The sequence below is a fragment of the Collimonas sp. OK412 genome (genome assembly GCF_900112135.1).
GTDB classification, from domain to species: Bacteria; Pseudomonadota; Gammaproteobacteria; order Burkholderiales; family Burkholderiaceae_D; genus Collimonas; species Collimonas rhizosphaerae.
Map to the genome: position 1 here is coordinate 25668 of NZ_FOLC01000033.1, position 16532 is coordinate 42199.

A 16532-nucleotide genomic window follows, 5' to 3' on the forward strand; every position below is an offset into this window, starting at 1 on the left:
GAGTCATGACGATCACATCCTTAGAGTACTTTACTTCGCTGGTGAAACAAGCCAACGATGTCCCGTTGTTCGAGGCCGCCCTGGCGATCGCGCAGGATGTATATCCGAAGCTGGATTTCGATGCGCCGCAGAACGAGCTGGACCGGCTGGCCAATACCTTGCGGCTGCGCCTGCCGGCGGATGCCTCGGCCATCCAGAAACTGCGCCTGCTGAACCAGTTCTTCTACCAGGAGCTGGGATTCGCGATCAACGTCAATCATTATTACGACACCGACAACAGCTACCTGCACCGGGTGATCGTCAAGCGGCGCGGCATCCCGATATCGCTGGCGCTGGTCTACATGGAACTGGCGCAGCAGATCGGCTTGCCGGTCAAAGGGGTGTCCTTCCCAGGACATTTCCTGATGAAGCTGACAGTGCCCTCGGGCGATATCATGATCGATCCAGCCAACGGCGCCAGCCTGTCGCGCGAGGAACTGGAAGAACGGCTGGAGCCTTACCTGCCGACAGAAAACGACGAGGAAAGAGCGGCCAGCCGGCTATCGCTGATCAGCTACCTGCAAATTGCCCACCCGCACGACATCCTGGTGCGCATACTGCGCAACCTGAAAGCCATCTACCAGCAAAGCAACCACTGGCAGCGGCTGCTGGAAGTGCAGCAACGGATCCTGATCCTGCTGCCGGGCGACGCTGTCGAACGGCGCGACCGCGGACTGGCGTTTGCGCAACTGGATTGCCCGCAAGCAGCCTTGGACGACCTGGAACATTATCTGGCGCAGCGGCCGCTGGCAGCCGATGCGGCCGCCTTGCGCGTGCAGGTGGCGGAACTGCGCGAGGCTTGCAAGCGCTTGAATTGATTAATTGACGTTGGCCGCGGGCCACTCGCTGCGCAACAGCGAGAGCATCAGCATGTCGTGATGCCGGCCACCCCAATGCCCAACCTGGCGCATGCACCCTTCGTCGACAAAACCGAGCTGGCGCAGCAGCTTGAGCGAACCCAGGTTGTCGGGATGGACCATGGCCTCGATACGGTTCAGCGCCATCTCGGCGAAACCCCAGGTCATGACGGCGGTCAGCGTCTCGCGCATGAAGCCCTGTTTCTGGGCCGACGCCGAAAGTTCGTAGCCGATCATGCATTTGCGCCAGTTCCGGTCCCAGCGGAACAAGCCGCACGAACCCAGCAACTGGTTATTTCCCCTGGCTTGGATGCCCCAGCGGGTCCCCGGATTTTCATCCAGGCGGAAACTGGCAAAACGTTTGATCAAACCCCTTGCTGCTTCCAGGTCCTGCAAGGGGTCCACGCCAAACCAGCGCATCAGCTCAGGATCTCCATGCATGGCCAATATCTGTTCTGCATCGCGCTCGATTATCTCGCGCAGGAGCAGGCGTTCGGTCTGGATGACGGGGAAAGCCGGGGCTTCGCTCATTGCTTAACCATGTCCTTCAATGAAAGGTTACGTAGATCTCGAATGAAGGCGCGGCCTTCCCTATCACCACAAAACACCTGCTTATCCCTTGCTGCGCGCCTCGATCACTTCCCACTTCTCCAGGCTCTCCAGCAGCAAACCGTCGATTTCTGCGAAGCGGTCGTTGAGGCGCTTCACTTCGTCCGGCTTCTGCTTGTACAGGTCGGGATCGGCCAGCTGGCTGGAAATGGCTTTCTGTTCCGCTTCCAGCTTGGCGATCAGCAGCGGCAATTCTTTCAGCTCTTGCTGTTCCTTGTAGCTGAGTTTTTTCTGCTTGACGGCAGGCTCTGCCTTGGCTTCCACCTTGGCTTCGCTCTTGGCCTTGGCGATCACCGCCGACTGGCTTGGACGCACGCGCTCCCAGTCGGTGTAGCCGCCCACATATTCGCGCCACATGCCGTCGCCCTCGGCGGCGATCACCTGGGTCACCACGTTGTCGAGGAAGGTGCGGTCATGGCTGACCAGGAACACCGTGCCGCTATAGTCTTCCAGTAATTCTTCCAGCAGTTCCAGCGTATCGATGTCGAGGTCGTTGGTCGGTTCATCCAGCACCAGCACGTTGGCCGGCTTGGCGAACAGGCGCGCCAGCAGCAAGCGGTTGCGTTCGCCGCCGGACAACGATTTGACCGGCGAACGGGCGCGCTCCGGTGCGAACAGGAAATCGTTCAGGTAAGTCATCACGTGCTTGCGCTGGCCGTTGATCTCGACCCAGTCGCTGCCCGGCGCGATGGTGTCGGCCAGGCTCGCGTCTTCGTTCAGCTGCGCGCGCATCTGGTCGAAATACGCGATCTGCAATTTGGTGCCCTGCTTGACCGTGCCGCTGTCGGGCTGGTCTTCGCCCAGGATCAGTTTCAGCAGTGTGGTTTTGCCGGCGCCGTTCTGGCCGATCAGGCCGACCTTGTCGCCACGCATGATGGTAGCGGTGAAATTATTCACGATGACCTTCTCGCCGAACGCCTTGTTGACATCGGTCAGCTCGGCCACGATCTTGCCGGAGCGTTCGCCCGAGGACACGTCCAGCTTGACCTGGCCCTGCTGGTCGCGGCGCGCGCTGCGCGCCAGGCGCAGGGCTTCCAGGCGGCGCACCCGGCCTTCGTCGCGGGTGCGGCGTGCTTGCACGCCCTTGCGGATCCAGATTTCTTCCTGCGCCAGGAATTTATCGAACTTGGCGTTCTCTACCTCTTCGATTTCCAGCTGCTCGGCCTTGCGTACCTGGTAGGCCGTGAAATTGCCTGGGAAGGACAGGATGCGGCCGCGGTCCAGTTCAATGATGCGGGTAGCGACGTTATCCAGGAAACTGCGGTCATGGGTAATGAACAGCACGCTGCCCTTGTAGTCGCGCAGCAAACCCTCGAGCCACATGATCGAGCTGAAATCCAGGTGGTTGGTCGGTTCGTCGAGCAGCAAGACATCAGGCGCGCTGACCAGGGCGCAAGCCAGCGCGACGCGCTTTTGCATGCCGCCCGAAAGCTGCCCCATCAGCAAGTCCTTGTCCAGGTTAAGACGGTCCAGCGTGGTCTCGACCTTATTGGTCAGGCTCCAGGCGTCGGCCGCATCGAGCTTGCTCTGGATCTCGTGCATGCGCTCCATGATGGCGTCGTCGTTATCGCCGCCGAACTGGCCGGTCAGCGCATCGTATTCGTTCAGCAGCGCCTGCATCTCGCCCATGCCGGACGCTACCGCGTCGAACACTGACATCTCGGATTCGAAATGCGGTTCCTGGTCGACGTAGGCGATCTTGATCCCTTGCTGCATCACCATCAGCCCGTCGTCCAGCCTGGACACGCCGGCGATGGTTTTCAGCAGCGACGACTTGCCGGTGCCGTTGCGGCCGATCAAGCCGACCCGCTCTCCCGATTCCAGGGAAAATTCCGCGCGGTCCAGCAGCGCAACGTGACCGAATGCGAGTTGCGCATTGGTGATAGAAATGACAGCCATAATTTGGATGAAACCAGAAAAAGAAAGATCTGCAGCAGCGCTACAACGGCTTTGTGCAGTCAATTGGATGAATGAACCGCACATTGTACCTATACTCGTGCCGCCTAGTCGTACATTTGTCGCAGCCCACCCTTTGCCAAGCCCACTTCATGCCCGTCGCCAGCGGTGATTTCGGCTAGCAGGCCGCATCAATAAAATATTTCCATAAACGTATTGCCGTATAGGAATTTTAACCCTATATTATTTCCACATGGAAATATCCATCCACGAGACGGACACATGCCATGGCGTAATTTATCTGACCCGGTTTTTATAATAACAATGTTGCAAAAACAAGGGCAGAAGCGCCTCGCTTTTGCCTATCACATTCATACGACAGGGAGAAAGCCATGGATCCATTGCTAGGCCAATTATTGGCGCCGAAATATGACGCTGCTCTGGTACTGCTGTCATACATGATTTCATTCTGGGGCGCGCTGCTGGCCTTGCAATGCGCCAAATCCATGTTTCGCAAGGATGGCTCGCTGGACCTCGGCATGACCGTCTGCGCCGCAGCCTCGCTGGGCGGCATCGGTATCTGGTCAATGCACTTCCTGGCCATGCAGGCGTATCGCCTGACCGTGCCGATTGCCTATGACGTGGTGCTGACCGCGGCTTCGCTGCTGGCCGCCATCGTCATTTCCGGCATTGCGCTCTACCTGGCCGGCAGCCACGGCAAATTCAAGGTATCCGGCTGGCTCGCCGGCAGCCTGCTGGCCGGCGTCGGCGTGTGCGTGATGCATTACATGGGGATGTACGCGATGAACCTGCGCGCCACCATGCTGCTCAACCCGACCATCGTCGTGATCTCGATCGCCATCGCCATCGCCGCCGCCTCCGCGGCGTTGTGGCTGGCGTTCAACCTGACACGGCTGCTGCACCGCGTGGTAGCGGCGCTGGTGATGGCGCTGGCGGTGTGCAGCATGCACTACGTCGGCATGTACGCCGCCAACATGATCTGCACCAGCAACGCGCCGCTGATCCCGCTCAAGATCGGCGGCAACTACCTCGACGTGTCGGTCTATGCCGTCGCCGGCCTGCTGTCGCTGTGCATTTTCTGGGTGGTCCTGGGGCGCAGCATGGATGAAAACAAGCTGGCAGAGACGCTGCGCTGAGCAACCAGGGCGGGCTAGAGGTCAAAGCCCTTCATGACGCCGATCGTCATCAGGTCGGCGTCATTCTTGTTCCTGAACGTGACTACGCGGCCGAAACTGGCGAAGCCTCTCAGCTGATGGCCGAGGTCACGCCCGACCTGCAAGCTGACCAGGCCGTTGACTTTCCAGTCGTTCGAGTCGCGTTTATTGACGGCCAGGTAGGGCCCCACGCCGGCGCTGATGTCCCAATGCTCGGCGACAGGCTGCACATACCAGCCCTGAGCGGCAAACCCGTGCCGGTTCACCCGCACGCCATCATCCCCTTCTTCAATCGCGGAAACCGAAGCGGCCCACGGGCCGTAGTATTTCTTTGCTTCCAGCGCATAACTCAGGCGCTTGCCTGGTCCCGACTGGTTGGTCTGGGCGAAACCGCCCAGCGCCGCCAGCCATAAGCCGTGATTGCCGCCATCATCGGGCGCGCTTACGTGGGCTGCGCCGAAGTCCTTGCCGAGGCCGACCAGGAAAGCATCCGAGGAAGGCGCGCCGGGCGTCAATACGTGGTTGTAGGCCAGCCGCAAGCTGAGGCCGGGCGAATACTGGTCGAGATGCGCCAGCAACGCCACGGAAATCAAGCCGCCCAGGCGCGCATCGTCTTTTTCCGTGCCGTTGACGGTGGTCCGGTTCATGCTGAAATACGGGCCCGCCCCCAATTCAAGGTCAAAACTGGGGCGCAAGTTCTGGCGGTAGACCATTTGCATGGCGTAACCGTCGCGGTGATTGTTGTCGGGATGGCCTTCGTTGTAATACACATAGTCCAGCCGGGTGCTGGCGCCTGCCGGCAGGTGGCCGCCGGCCGCCAGTCCGAACAGGTCGAGGGCCGGTCCGAAGCGGATTTCCGCCGCGCGCCAGCGCATCGGCTTCTGGCCGTCCAGGCTGGTGCCGTACAGGATGCCGTTGCCGAGCGCGGCCGAGGCGTAGTAACTATCGCCGGCCGGCGCCAGCGGTGGCAAGGCATCCTCTGCCTGGGTGATGGGATGCCAGCAAAGAAACATGGACGCCAGCGCAAAATTTCGGATTACTCTGTTCTTCTTAGACATGGCAGCCTCCGTTATCGATCAGACATTGTTTTACGGCTTGCTCAAGATTGCCTATATGTGACCAGTAAATAACGCCATCGTTTCATCTCTTGACTTAGGGAATAAATATTCCCATAATCAGCCCATGTCAAATTCCTTATCAAACCCGGTCACTACAGACCGTGTCAATTTTTCGCGCGGCCGCGGCAGGCCGCGCGAATTCGACATGGACCAGGCGCTGGACAAGGCGGTACGGGTATTCAGCGAGCGCGGCTACCACGGCACCACTGTGTGCGACCTGACGCAGGCCATGCAGCTTGCTTCGGGCAGCGTCTACAAGGCGTTCAAGGATAAAAAAAGTGTCTTCCTGGCAGCGCTCGACCATTACAAAACCGTACGCGATACGCAGCTGCGGGCAGTGGTCGGCGCGGGTGCGACGGGAAAAGAGCAGGTGCGCCTGGCCTTGGCTTTTTATGCCGAAGCGTCGCACGGCGCCTGCGGCCTGGAGGGTTGCATGGTGGTTGGCAGCGCAGCGGAACTGGCCACCTTTGACCAGGATGTTGCGCAATGGGTCACCGCAGCGCTGACCAGGAACGAAGTGTTCATCGGCACGCTGATCCGGCACGGCCAGGAAGACGGCTCGATCCCGCAGCAGATCGATGGCACGGCGACCGCCCGCATGATGCTGTGCGTGATCCAGGGCATGCGCGTGGTCGGCAAGACCGGCCGCACCCGGGATGAGATGGCCGTGCTGGTAGATATTGCAATGAAGACACTCGCCTGATTTTTTTATCAATTTAGGAAATGTTTATTCCCTTTTTAAGGATTACCGATGACCACATTTACCGCTAGCGCCGAGACCAGTTCCGATCCGGCAGCCTCGGCCTGGATGATGCTCCTGCTGGCGTTCGCCTGCGGGCTGATTGCCGCCAACCTTTATTACGCCCAGCCCTTGGCCGGACCGATCAGTGTGGCGCTGGGCCTGTCGCCCGGCGCCACCGGACTGATCGTCACCCTGACCCAGATCGGTTATGGCATAGGACTGCTGTTTATCGTCCCGCTCGGCGACCTGCTGGAAACGCGCCGCCTGGTGCTGATCCTGATCGGCCTCGCCATCCTGTCGCTGCTGGCAGCCGCATTGTCGACGCATCCGCTGCCCTTCTTCGCCGCCACGCTGTGCATCGGCCTCGCCTCGGTTGCAGTGCAGGTGCTGGTGCCGTATGCCGCGCACCTGGCGCCGGAAGCGGAACGCGGCCGGGCCGTCGGCAGTGTCGTCAGCGGCTTGATGCTGGGCATCATGCTGGCGCGTCCGGTGTCCAGCTTCATCGCCCAGTTTGCCTCTTGGCACGCGGTGTTTTTCCTATCTGCGGCAGCGATGGCGCTGCTGGCGCTCATGCTCCGCCTGGCGTTGCCGCAGCGCAAACCGGTTTCGACCATTTCCTATGGCAAGCTGCTGGCCTCCATGGTGCATCTGATGCGCAGCACGCCGGTGCTGCGGCGCCGTGCGTTCTATCAAGCCTGCATGTTCGCCGCCTTCAGCCTGTTCTGGACCACTACCCCATTGCTGCTGGCGGGGCCTGAATTCGGGCTATCGCAAGGAGGCATTGCATTGTTCGCCCTCGCGGGCGTGGCCGGCGCCATTGCCTCGCCCATCGCCGGCCGCTTCGCGGACCGCGGCTGGACCAAGGCCGCGACTGCATTCTCAATGCTGGCCGTCGCCGGCGCCTTCCTCATCACGCACATCGGCGCCCACGGTTCGCCGCTTGCCCTGGGCTTGCTGGTAGCCGCCGGCATCCTGCTGGATTTTGGCGCGACCACCAACCTGGTGCTGGGACAGCGCGCCATCTTTGTTTTGGGAGCCGAATATCGCAGCCGCCTCAACGGCCTCTACATGGCGACCTTCTTCGCCGGCGGCGCGCTCGGATCGGCGCTGGGCGGCCTGGCTTTCGCCCATGGCGGATGGGCCATGGCGTCGTGGCTGGGGTTCGCGTTGCCGGTCATTGCATTGCTCTACTTTTTCACCGAGCCGCGCTAGATTTTTCCAAAAGATTTGCTGTCGCCTGCGGTTATTCGCAGCCTACACGGCAATCGCCCAGAAAGTGATGCTGAGACCGGCCTTGGCCCCGGTTTCTTGACGGGAGCGGATCAGGCAAGCGCAGCTTTAACCAGCGTCGCAAGAGTCGTCGTCGGTCGACCGATCAGCCGGCTCAGCTGATGGCCGTCATCAAACAGCCCGCCTTTTGATACCCCGGCATCAGAATCCGACAGTAAACCGGCTACGTGCTCAGGCAAGCCTGCGCCAAGCAGCGCTTCCTTGAAATCGGCCTCCGGCAGGTTTTGGTAGACCACTGCCTTGCCCGACTGGCGAGCGATTTCAGCCGCAAGTTCGGTCAGCGTGTAGGCTTCGTCGCCAGCCAATTCGTACACCTTGCCCGCCTGGCCGGCGCCGGTCAGTACAGCCGCGGCTGCAGCGGCGTAGTCGGCACGTGCCGCCGATGCGATCTTGCCTTCGCCGGCGCTGCCGATGTAGACGCCATGCTGCAAGGCGGTGGGCACGCTGGCCAGGTAGTTTTCCGTATACCAGCCGTTGCGCAGCACTACATGCGGCAGGCCGGATGCCCTCAGCAGCGCTTCAGTTTCCTTGTGTTCGGCAGCCAGGCCCAATGGCGAAGTATCAGCCCGCAAAACGCTGGTATAGGCTACCAAGCCGACACCGGCGCGTTTAGCCGCATCAATCGCATTGCGATGCTGCGGCAGGCGCTGCCCCACTTCGCTGGATGAAATCAGCAGCAGCTGGGCGGCGCCCTTGAATGCAGCGTCGAGCGTCGCTGGCTGGGCATAATCGGCCAGCCGCACTTGCACGCCCAAGGCGGCCAGGTCGGCAACTTTTTCAGGAGTGCGCACCGCGGCAACGATTTCGTTTGCCGGCAGCTTTTTAAGCAGTTCTTTGATGACAAGGCGGCCCAGTTGGCCGGAGGCTCCAGTTACGACGATCATGGTCAAATTCCTTTATGTGCAAGAGAAGAACTGGCACAATATCACTCAAACTTACATTTAGTAAGTACCAACATAAAGGTAAGTATCCTTCCCATGAGCAATGACGCCAACAGCCCGATAGCGGCAACCATACCCCTCTCCGCCCAGATGACGAGAGGCGACTTGTTTACCGGCAAATGCCCGTCACGCGAGGTGCTGACGCACGTCACCAGCCGCTGGGGAGTGCTGATCCTGGTCGCGTTGCTGGGCGGGACCTATCGTTTCAGCGATTTGCGCAGGAAGGTTAACGGCGTCAGCGAAAGGATGCTCGCGCAGACGCTGCAATGGCTGGAAGCCGACGGATTCGTGCTGCGCAAATCCTACCCGGTTGTTCCGCCCCATGTGGAATACAGCCTCACCCCGCTCGGGCTGGAAGTTGGGAAAAAAGTGGAAGCGCTGGCTGACTGGATTGAAGAGAGCTTGCCGCAGATTATGGAGGCTCGGCGGCTCGGCGCCGATGCATAAGGCAAAATCAGATCATCCTGGGCGGCTTCGTCCCACCGATTTCACATTAGTCGAATTTCACCAAATTCAACACCGCCAGCGGACCGCCGGGAAACTGCACTGCCCTTCCTTCGTTGACGCCGCCCAGGTCGATCGGTGCAAAGCCCAGCCGCGCGATCAGGTCGCTTACCGTCTTCTTCGCGTCGGCATCCGGTCCCGACAGGAATAACACGCGGCGGCCGCCATTGGCTTGCGGATCTGCATCCAGCACGGGCGCGACCAGGTGGCCGAAAGCCTTGACCACGCGGGCGCCTGGCGCCAGGTCTGCGACTACTTCGCTTGATGCACGACCGCCCAGGTTGACGGCCTGGAACGACGGCACTTCAACGGCATTGTTGGCATCGACCAGGATGCGGCCGTTCCACGGACCGAGGTCCTTCAGCGCTGCCGGGATGCGGTCCCAATTGACTGCTACGAATACCAGGTCTGCCTGGGCTGCTTCTTTCACGCTGACAGCCTTGATATTCGGACCAAGTTCGTCAGTCAGGGCTTGCAGCGACTGCGGGCCGCGGCTGTTGGCGATGGATGCTTCAATGCCGTTTTGAGCGAGTTTGCGGGCAATGGCTGAGCCGATGGCGCCAGCGCCGATGATTGCGATGTTCATGATGTTTCCTTTGGATGAGGTGGAAAAGTTGTCTTGCTGAGTTGAATCTTAGGTGTTTCCAGTTTATAGCGTTAGTAGATAGTTGCTATAATCAGTTTCAAGCATTACTTGAAAGCTCAATCATGGAAACCCTCGCCAACCTGGAATCCTTCGTACGCAGCGCCGAGACCGGCAGCTTTTCGTCGGCAGCACGCCGGCTGGCGCTGACGCCGGCAGCAGTCAGCCGCAACGTCGCGCAGCTGGAACGCAACCTCGGCATCCGCCTGTTCCAGCGCAGCACGCGCGGCCTGACCCTGAGCGAAGCGGGAGAGCGTTTCCTGCAAACAGTGCAAGGCGGCCTCGACAGCATCCAGGGTGCGATTGCCGATATCACGGTCAATGCCGGGCAACCGGCTGGCGTGCTCAAGCTGAGCGCCGCGCCGGGCTTTGGCATGGACTACCTGTTGCCGCTGATGCCGGCCTTTCTCGAACGCTACCCGGCAGTGACGCCGGACTGGTACTTCGATAACCGTCCGCTGGACCTGATCGCCGGCGGTTTCGACGCGGCTATCGGCGGCGGTTTCGACCTGCCGCCAGGCATGGTGGCGCGTGAGCTGGGAAGGATGCATTTGATTGCCGTGGCATCGCCAGAATTCATGCGAGGCAAACGCCGCCCCAAGGATCCGGCCGGATTGGCAGAACTCGCCGGCATCGTGATGCGTTCACCGCTAAGCGGCCGGGTACGTACCTATGTCATGCGCAACGGCGCCGGCGCTGAAATGGCGGTGGTGCAGAAACCAGTGATGACGGTCAGCGGTCCGGATGCGATCTTCCCCGCTACGCTGTTGGGCCTCGGTGTCGGCATGGTTGCCGTGCCACATGCCCGGCCGCATCTGGAGAGCGGCACGCTGGAGCGGCTGCTTCCGGACTGGTATAGCGACATTGGGCCGATTTCGCTGTATTTCACCAGTCAGAAACTGTTGCCGGCCAAGACGCGCGCTTTTGTCGATTTCGTCACAGAAGCGTTCCGCGCGCAGAAGCTGGCGCAAGTGCTGTCTGTACATGGCCGCAGGTGAAAAAATGGAGCAGCCCAGCCAACAGGTTTCAGAGCCGCCACGCTCATGCATCCGAGCTGGATACTGCTATGATTTCCTTTTTTGGGGTCCTGTTATGCGATCGCTTCATTTTTCGCAAGACGGCACGCTATGAAGACATTTCCGACGATTGCGGTCTTCCTTCGAAGCATGCTCATCCGGCGCCGGCTTGAGGTAGCGCACCCGGTAATCTGCATGTTGTGCCGACGCCTATTGCGTCATGGCGTAACCCAGCGAGCAAAATCCAATGACTACTTTCAGCTTTCTTGACGATTACAGCGAGGGGTGCCACCCCGATATCCTGCAGGCTCTCCTGGAGTCCAATCTCATCCAGCACGCCCCATACGGATCCGACACTTACTCCGAGGAAGCTAAGGCCAGCATCCAAAGCCACTTGGGGGGAGTCAGGGCCGATATCCACTTTGTGGCGAGTGGAACGATGGCGAACATTGTGGCGATTTCCAGTTGCCTGCGTCCCCACGAAGCAGTGATAGCGGTCGGCTCGGGACATATTGTGGTCCGAGAGGCTGGCGCCATCGAGGCGACCGGCCACAAACTCATTGTCGTTCCCGCCGTGAATGGCAAGCTTACGCCAGCCAACATTGAGGCGGCGCTGGCCGGTAATGCGCATTTCCCGCACATGGCCAAGCCTCGGCTACTCTATCTGTCGAATGCGACAGAGACTGGCACGGTCTATACGCTGCCGGAGTTGCGTGCGATTTCCACTTTGGCCAAGCAACGGGGACTCATCCTCTTCGTTGATGGAGCGCGATTGGGCGCGGCTCTCTCGTCGAACAAGAGTGATGCCACGTTGGCCGATATTGCATCCCTGGCCGACATTTTCTGGATTGGCGGAACCAAGGCGGGTGCGCTCCTGGGTGAAGCGCTGGTGGTGTGCAACCCATCTCTCAAAGAAGACTTCGCTTTCCACATGAAGCAGCGCGGCGGCATGTTGGCCAAAGGGCGCCTATTGGGCATCCAGTTTCGCGAGCTTTTCGGGACCAAAAAACTTTTTTTCACTATGGCCCGCCATGCGAACGCCATGGCTGAAAAGCTGGCTGCAGGCATCTCGTCCGCGGGCTACTTGCTAAGCGCCGAATCAGAGACGAACCAGGTATTCCCCATACTGCCGAACTCCGTGATCTCAATGCTGCAAGGGGGCTTTCAGTTCTATGTCTGGGAGGCACAGGGACCGGACAGTTCGGTGATTCGCCTGGTCACTTCGTGGGCAACGGAAGAGCGTCATGTCGATGCGTTTCTATCGAAGCTGCCGCCCGCGTGAAACTGCCAATAATTACGCCCTCTCGCATCACCCTTGATGAAGCGCTTCCATAAACCAGAGGTGAGAAACGTGCTCTTGTCAGGCCGAAGCAATACCTGCCTCTGGCACCACGGTCAAAAAAATGCCCGCCAACCTGTCGGTTGCGGGCATGAAGGTACATCGGGGTTGGGGATACCGTCATGGTAAGTGACGGCCCAAGTATAAAGCGGACTTGATTCAATAACATTAAGACGACATGAAGATGGGCCCAGGCAGGCGACAAAAATATTGTCAGTGTCTTTTTTGCGGAATTTTGCCGAGTTGCGCAAAAAACCGGGGATAACTGACTATAACTGTCCTATCCGACCCTTACTGGGTTTTTCTCCCGCCGACGAAGCATTGATTCGAGATTCCTTGTTGCGCCATCTCGGCGGCTAGTCCTGTAACTTGGCACGAAACAGAATATCTCTAAGGATATGGTCATCGTCGAAAGCGATTTTTAACGCATAGCCTAGCACCGTCAAATTCACTTTTGTTCCGTACGTTGCAAAATGACCGGCGTCGGAATCGAACCTGAATTCGCCCGCTAATTGATGAAACTGTTCCTTAACGATTGCTTGCGCAACTGAGTTCCAGTCGCGACCGTTACCGACCCAGCCTTCCTTCGCTCGTTCCTTAAAAATGGGCGCTTTAGCTTCAAAATCAGGGGCGAACAAGACTAACGCTGTGCAATTGCCTTCAATAAGCATGAATGGCCAAAACGTTGTAATGTCAGCGGACTCTTTTTCTTTTTGTTGTAGACAAACTCTTGCTGACTCTTGGGCCAGGTTGGCTATTGCGTCGATCTTCATTGAACACCTCCACTGGACGTAGCTATCCGGCCCGTCCCTTGCTCTGCTTCACCACCACGGATCAGGCATTGATTCGTGGTGCTTTGTTACGCCATATTGTCAGTGACTTGTAGGTATTGAACTCCCGGGTGTATAGCCGATGTTTACTTCTCCAAGGTTAATGAATGGCAACCAGTGAAGCGGCATATTCGAAAGGCTTTTTGTATTCCGGCAAGCTGTAATGCGCGTCATTGCCCATTTTTGTTAGTCGGCTTTTGAATGCCAAGAGATTCGCCGTCGCATCGGATCGCTGACGAAGGAGGAAATAACATGCTTCGCTGACGACAGATTTAATGGGTGAGTCAACATTTTGTCCGTACAGGGCGAGGACTGCCAGTGCTTGAATTTTATTGACGTATTCGCTAATCATTTCTTCTTCGATATGCACGTCCATAGCGAACTCCCAAAACCGAAACAATAGATAAAATGACATTAATTCATCTTAGTAATCGGAATGAAATTTGTCCATGGTTCTGATCGGCTTTAGTAAAATTTATAAATACCGTACGGTAATGCGGGTCAACTCTCTAGCGGCATCGCGTGACCCCGCACGCGCGCAAAATGCGTCGCCGAAATTGGCAATTCAAAAAAACACATTATTGTGGACGTCATATCCAGACATTTTTAGAAGCGCTGCGTCACCGCGTCCGCCTCCCAGCTAGTAGTCACCAGTTCGCGGCTGACGTATTGGCTGCCGTCGTTACCAGTTGCGTATCGCCGACGGCTCGCCAACTCACGTTGGGCAGCCATCCTCCCAGCTTATTCGAAGCACATCTTGTTTTTAATCACCTTGCATTTTCTGACTATTGATGCATTGTTGTTTTGCGTAAATAGTCGCGTGGGAACTGCGCAACAGCATAGCTAAATGATTTCGATTGTTATCTTTTTTACTAGCTTTTTTTGTCATAGAAGATTTAATATCAAATCGTCTCCATACAAAAAAAAAGAGGTGACGACATGGGATGGTTTAACAAATTGGTGACCAAATATATTCTGACGCCGGAAAAAATGGCGGAAAATGAATTACGCGATACACGCTTGGGGTTGTATCAATCAGAAAGGCAGTTGCTGGAAGCGGAAATGCGAGTCGATTATTATCGCAATGTCCTAAGCTTCCTCGAAGCGATTACCGTCGACGGCGTAGAAAGTGTCGCCGAATCGCAGAGACCCAAACTGTCCTTACAACCGCAAGGACCGCAGCGGCATACACCAGATTTGGGTTCTTATCGCGGCACAGCCTGAGCTCCGGCTCGCACGGGTTTCATGCGGCGCAAACGATCACGCATGGATCGCTGTTCATGTTTATTCGTTTTCGCCGCAACTCGTGTCGCAACTCCCGCGACGGCTGCAATAAAGAACTGATTACGCATATCGAGCAAGCTTGATTGCGGTCGGCCGCTGCCACCCGTTGCGAAACGGTAGCTCGCGTCGTCACGCCTAGGCCCGCACGCCTGCGGCGCGTTAGCATTCCCAAATCAGAAAGCGGCGATGCTCGGAAAAATCGCCTGCAAAAAAATCTCAAAATCGAGCAGGATGAAAACCAGCTGTCGGTCGGATTCTTTGGCCGCATAGCGCGCATCGCCCGCGTGCATCAGGAGAGATTGACGGATACGCAGGAGCGACAAATATCAATCAAGCACGATGTGATTGGCTGGAAGAGCAATTGAAATTGCTGCTCCAATCGACGAAAAAGAAATCGCTCCGCTTGTGATTCTGGACGCCTTACCACCTATCACTTGTGACAGTATTTTGCTCACTCTAACTCTGCTAACGTCGCAAATGTAGCTCTGGCTCCCTGCAGATGAATGTTTTGCCAATGGCGCCGCTGGTAAATCACGCTACAAGTCACGTACGGCGCGAACCATTCAAAATAGGAGTCTCTTATGTCTCGATTCATTCCTGCCGGAAGTTATCAAAAAACAGCCTCACATATCAATTCGAACCTTTATGGCAAAGCGCGGCGTCGCGATCAATCGTGGATTGCATCTGGATTCAATATCTCCAGCCTATCTGGCGGCCTTGTAAATTATGATGGCGCACTGCAATCGGAAAACGATTCTCTCCCCGTCACCGGCTTCATTCCTAACGGCAGCTACCAACAGACCACGGAAAATATCGCCGTCGCGTTAACGGCATATTGCCAAAAAAGAGACGGCAGCTGGCAATGGGCTTCGCTGGACATTACCAGTTACAAGCAGGGCGACGGCGATATTGCGAATATCGATGGCGAGCTGAAGATTCAAAAATAAAGCTCCGTGAGCTATGGTGGGTGGCGCCACCATTTTCAAAAAATACAGAGATAAATTCAGAAAAGTTTCGTCACCACATCTGCATCCTGATAGGTAATAACCAGTTCTTTGTTAGTCCTTGGTTGGCCATGCGTACTGCCAATGCTGTATTTGATATCCAGGCTAATCATCGTAAACCCATCAAACACGCGGCGAATATCGGGATGGCCGTTAATGCTGTGCGACCCGTCCCGTCACATTCTCCGGTAGCATCGCGCAAATTTCGCCAACACACATTACTGTCTCAATAGCGAACAAAAATGCCATCGCCACGGCCGGATTTTTTGTTTGAACCTGCGCACCATCAAAGCCCAGCGCAAAGGCAATTCGATCACTCTCACCAGGTGAAATCAAACGATCGCGGGCGCCAGGACTGATAAGTCTACGAACATTCGTCGAGGGACTGGTTTCCATCCATTGTCACGCTTTGCAGCCCAAGCTGCGGCCAGGGCTTTAGTCGCGATGTATCTGAATCGCGTTGCCCCTGGACGTAGGGCTGAAAGCGGCAAACATTCCCATTTTTCTGAATGATGCCATTTCGCAATTTGTTCGTAAATGGTAACAGCGAACGCAGGAAATTACGGGTTTCCGTGGGAATCGCGAAAGGGAGGAAATCGTCAACAAGCCTTTAAATACGCGGCTTACGGCCAATTACAGGGAGTTGAAGAAAAGGGACTTGGTCCCGCCAACAGGAATCGGACCTGTATCTAGCGCTTAGGAGGCACTCGTTCTATCCATTGAACTATGGCGAGACAACGCGCAGCCGGGACCGGCTGCGGCGAAATTGTATCAGAGCCAGGGCTACTTGGTGTTAATCAAGTGATACAGCCCCCGCTTCGGCAGCTTTCTCAGCCCCTGGCGGCATCGCCGCAAGCCAGTCCCGCACCTGCTCGGCAACCTACGTGCCGGCATCCAGGGTCACCCATTAGCCGCCCCTTGTAAAGGGTACGAATTTAATACTCGCGATGTTCTGCGATAGGTCGATTCAATCGTGCCATCGCTGTGACGTCCGGTCGCTGAATTCGTGCCCTTTGCTTCGTAGTGTGGTTGCGTGAATCGCACCAGTCACCCATATGGATCAAGTGGATGCGTTGTTGCATTGCTCCACCCTGGCAGCGCAGCTGCCCCAGAAGCATCTCGGTACCGTCTTGCTTCCAAATGATGGGCAGATCTATGGCTCCCGCGTAGCGGCTCCAACCCTTGGTGGCTCGCAATCCGGACGACTCATTTCGTAACCGCGTACAACGATGGCAAACGACACAG

General features: G+C 57.4%; 18 protein-coding genes and 1 tRNA gene. 9 read left to right on the plus strand and 10 right to left on the minus strand.

Features of this window, described 5'->3' with window-relative positions:
• Positions 1 to 5: 5 nt before the first annotated feature.
• Positions 6 to 857, plus strand: coding sequence for a SirB1 family protein (locus tag BM062_RS22580; protein ID WP_092401253.1), 852 nt, complete (start codon positions 6 to 8; stop codon positions 855 to 857).
• On the opposite strand, the gene BM062_RS22585 is transcribed toward BM062_RS22580, so the two are convergent.
• Positions 858 to 1427: a GNAT family N-acetyltransferase gene (locus BM062_RS22585; RefSeq protein WP_092401256.1), complete on the minus strand. Its 570-nt coding sequence runs from the start codon at positions 1425 to 1427 to the stop codon at positions 858 to 860.
• 81 nt (positions 1428 to 1508) lie between these two features.
• Complete coding sequence (locus tag BM062_RS22590) at positions 1509 to 3404, minus strand: ATP-binding cassette domain-containing protein (protein ID WP_092401259.1); 1896 nt, start codon at positions 3402 to 3404, stop codon at positions 1509 to 1511.
• A 389-nt stretch (positions 3405 to 3793) separates the two neighbouring features.
• Between BM062_RS22590 and BM062_RS22595 the strand changes: the two genes are divergently transcribed.
• Positions 3794 to 4558, plus strand: a complete 765-nt coding sequence (locus BM062_RS22595) for an MHYT domain-containing protein (protein ID WP_092401262.1) — start codon at positions 3794 to 3796, stop codon at positions 4556 to 4558.
• 14 nt (positions 4559 to 4572) lie between these two features.
• Here BM062_RS22595 and BM062_RS22600 read toward each other — a convergent pair whose 3' ends face one another.
• Entirely contained in the window at positions 4573 to 5634 is a 1062-nt protein-coding gene (locus tag BM062_RS22600) for a hypothetical protein (protein WP_139220166.1), read from the minus strand.
• 124 nt (positions 5635 to 5758) lie between these two features.
• Between BM062_RS22600 and BM062_RS22605 the strand changes: the two genes are divergently transcribed.
• Together BM062_RS22605 and BM062_RS22610 are read left to right on the plus strand one after the other, a co-directional pair.
• Positions 5759 to 6397, plus strand: a complete 639-nt coding sequence (locus BM062_RS22605) for a TetR/AcrR family transcriptional regulator (protein ID WP_092401267.1) — start codon at positions 5759 to 5761, stop codon at positions 6395 to 6397.
• A gap of 48 nt (positions 6398 to 6445) precedes the next feature.
• Positions 6446 to 7648 carry an MFS transporter gene (locus BM062_RS22610; protein WP_092401271.1) on the plus strand — a complete coding sequence of 401 codons (1203 nt, stop codon included), beginning with the start codon at positions 6446 to 6448 and terminating at the stop codon, positions 7646 to 7648.
• Between the two features lie 110 nt (positions 7649 to 7758).
• On the opposite strand, the gene BM062_RS22615 is transcribed toward BM062_RS22610, so the two are convergent.
• A complete protein-coding gene (locus BM062_RS22615) occupies positions 7759 to 8610 on the minus strand; it encodes an SDR family oxidoreductase (RefSeq protein ID WP_092401274.1) in 852 nt (283 codons plus the stop codon).
• A gap of 93 nt (positions 8611 to 8703) precedes the next feature.
• On the opposite strand from BM062_RS22615, the gene BM062_RS22620 reads away from it, so the two are divergent.
• A complete protein-coding gene (locus tag BM062_RS22620) occupies positions 8704 to 9114 on the plus strand; it encodes a winged helix-turn-helix transcriptional regulator (protein ID WP_092401277.1) in 411 nt (136 codons plus the stop codon).
• 46 nt (positions 9115 to 9160) lie between these two features.
• Here BM062_RS22620 and BM062_RS22625 read toward each other — a convergent pair whose 3' ends face one another.
• The gene (locus BM062_RS22625; protein ID WP_092401280.1) at positions 9161 to 9757 is read right to left on the minus strand and encodes an NADPH-dependent F420 reductase; all 597 of its coding nucleotides are present in this window, start codon (positions 9755 to 9757) and stop codon (positions 9161 to 9163) included.
• 122 nt (positions 9758 to 9879) lie between these two features.
• Here BM062_RS22625 and BM062_RS22630 point away from each other — a divergent pair, with 122 nt between their 5' ends.
• The gene (locus BM062_RS22630; RefSeq protein WP_092401283.1) at positions 9880 to 10812 is read left to right on the plus strand and encodes a LysR family transcriptional regulator; all 933 of its coding nucleotides are present in this window, start codon (positions 9880 to 9882) and stop codon (positions 10810 to 10812) included.
• 265 nt (positions 10813 to 11077) lie between these two features.
• Positions 11078 to 12112 (plus strand): threonine aldolase family protein, encoded by a 1035-nt coding sequence (locus tag BM062_RS22635; protein ID WP_092401285.1) that lies wholly within the window; start codon positions 11078 to 11080, stop codon positions 12110 to 12112.
• A gap of 413 nt (positions 12113 to 12525) precedes the next feature.
• Here the strand turns inward: BM062_RS22635 and BM062_RS22640 are convergent, their stop codons facing one another.
• Entirely contained in the window at positions 12526 to 12942 is a 417-nt protein-coding gene (locus BM062_RS22640) for an Imm51 family immunity protein (protein WP_092401288.1), read from the minus strand.
• A gap of 157 nt (positions 12943 to 13099) precedes the next feature.
• Positions 13100 to 13375, minus strand: a complete 276-nt coding sequence (locus BM062_RS22645; protein WP_139220167.1) for a hypothetical protein — start codon at positions 13373 to 13375, stop codon at positions 13100 to 13102.
• 563 nt (positions 13376 to 13938) lie between these two features.
• On the opposite strand from BM062_RS22645, the gene BM062_RS22650 reads away from it, so the two are divergent.
• Complete coding sequence (locus BM062_RS22650; RefSeq protein ID WP_092401294.1) at positions 13939 to 14223, plus strand: hypothetical protein; 285 nt, start codon at positions 13939 to 13941, stop codon at positions 14221 to 14223.
• Positions 14224 to 14456: 233 nt separating this feature from the next.
• On the opposite strand, the gene BM062_RS25720 is transcribed toward BM062_RS22650, so the two are convergent.
• Positions 14457 to 14606, minus strand: a complete 150-nt coding sequence (locus BM062_RS25720) for a hypothetical protein (RefSeq protein ID WP_175501130.1) — start codon at positions 14604 to 14606, stop codon at positions 14457 to 14459.
• Positions 14607 to 14864: 258 nt separating this feature from the next.
• On the opposite strand from BM062_RS25720, the gene BM062_RS22660 reads away from it, so the two are divergent.
• Complete coding sequence (locus BM062_RS22660; protein WP_092401297.1) at positions 14865 to 15230, plus strand: cyanovirin; 366 nt, start codon at positions 14865 to 14867, stop codon at positions 15228 to 15230.
• 210 nt (positions 15231 to 15440) lie between these two features.
• Here BM062_RS22660 and BM062_RS25370 read toward each other — a convergent pair whose 3' ends face one another.
• Positions 15441 to 15683: a hypothetical protein gene (locus BM062_RS25370; protein WP_139220168.1), complete on the minus strand. Its 243-nt coding sequence runs from the start codon at positions 15681 to 15683 to the stop codon at positions 15441 to 15443.
• A gap of 263 nt (positions 15684 to 15946) precedes the next feature.
• A tRNA-Arg gene (locus BM062_RS22670) sits at positions 15947 to 16021 on the minus strand.
• Positions 16022 to 16532 lie beyond the last annotated feature (511 nt).

What these genes read in the sequence shown, in the direction of transcription:
- BM062_RS22580 (WP_092401253.1), top strand. Translation starts at nt 6, where the DNA reads ATGACGATCACATCCTTAGAGTACTTTACTTCGCTGGTGAAACAAGCC.
- BM062_RS22585 (WP_092401256.1), bottom strand. Translation starts at nt 1,427, where the DNA reads ATGAGCGAAGCCCCGGCTTTCCCCGTCATCCAGACCGAACGCCTGCTC.
- BM062_RS22590 (WP_092401259.1), bottom strand. Translation starts at nt 3,404, where the DNA reads ATGGCTGTCATTTCTATCACCAATGCGCAACTCGCATTCGGTCACGTT.
- BM062_RS22595 (WP_092401262.1), top strand. Translation starts at nt 3,794, where the DNA reads ATGGATCCATTGCTAGGCCAATTATTGGCGCCGAAATATGACGCTGCT.
- BM062_RS22600 (WP_139220166.1), bottom strand. Translation starts at nt 5,634, where the DNA reads ATGTCTAAGAAGAACAGAGTAATCCGAAATTTTGCGCTGGCGTCCATG.
- BM062_RS22605 (WP_092401267.1), top strand. Translation starts at nt 5,759, where the DNA reads ATGTCAAATTCCTTATCAAACCCGGTCACTACAGACCGTGTCAATTTT.
- BM062_RS22610 (WP_092401271.1), top strand. Translation starts at nt 6,446, where the DNA reads ATGACCACATTTACCGCTAGCGCCGAGACCAGTTCCGATCCGGCAGCC.
- BM062_RS22615 (WP_092401274.1), bottom strand. Translation starts at nt 8,610, where the DNA reads ATGATCGTCGTAACTGGAGCCTCCGGCCAACTGGGCCGCCTTGTCATC.
- BM062_RS22620 (WP_092401277.1), top strand. Translation starts at nt 8,704, where the DNA reads ATGAGCAATGACGCCAACAGCCCGATAGCGGCAACCATACCCCTCTCC.
- BM062_RS22625 (WP_092401280.1), bottom strand. Translation starts at nt 9,757, where the DNA reads ATGAACATCGCAATCATCGGCGCTGGCGCCATCGGCTCAGCCATTGCC.
- BM062_RS22630 (WP_092401283.1), top strand. Translation starts at nt 9,880, where the DNA reads ATGGAAACCCTCGCCAACCTGGAATCCTTCGTACGCAGCGCCGAGACC.
- BM062_RS22635 (WP_092401285.1), top strand. Translation starts at nt 11,078, where the DNA reads ATGACTACTTTCAGCTTTCTTGACGATTACAGCGAGGGGTGCCACCCC.
- BM062_RS22640 (WP_092401288.1), bottom strand. Translation starts at nt 12,942, where the DNA reads ATGAAGATCGACGCAATAGCCAACCTGGCCCAAGAGTCAGCAAGAGTT.
- BM062_RS22645 (WP_139220167.1), bottom strand. Translation starts at nt 13,375, where the DNA reads ATGGACGTGCATATCGAAGAAGAAATGATTAGCGAATACGTCAATAAA.
- BM062_RS22650 (WP_092401294.1), top strand. Translation starts at nt 13,939, where the DNA reads ATGGGATGGTTTAACAAATTGGTGACCAAATATATTCTGACGCCGGAA.
- BM062_RS22660 (WP_092401297.1), top strand. Translation starts at nt 14,865, where the DNA reads ATGTCTCGATTCATTCCTGCCGGAAGTTATCAAAAAACAGCCTCACAT.
- BM062_RS25370 (WP_139220168.1), bottom strand. Translation starts at nt 15,683, where the DNA reads ATGGAAACCAGTCCCTCGACGAATGTTCGTAGACTTATCAGTCCTGGC.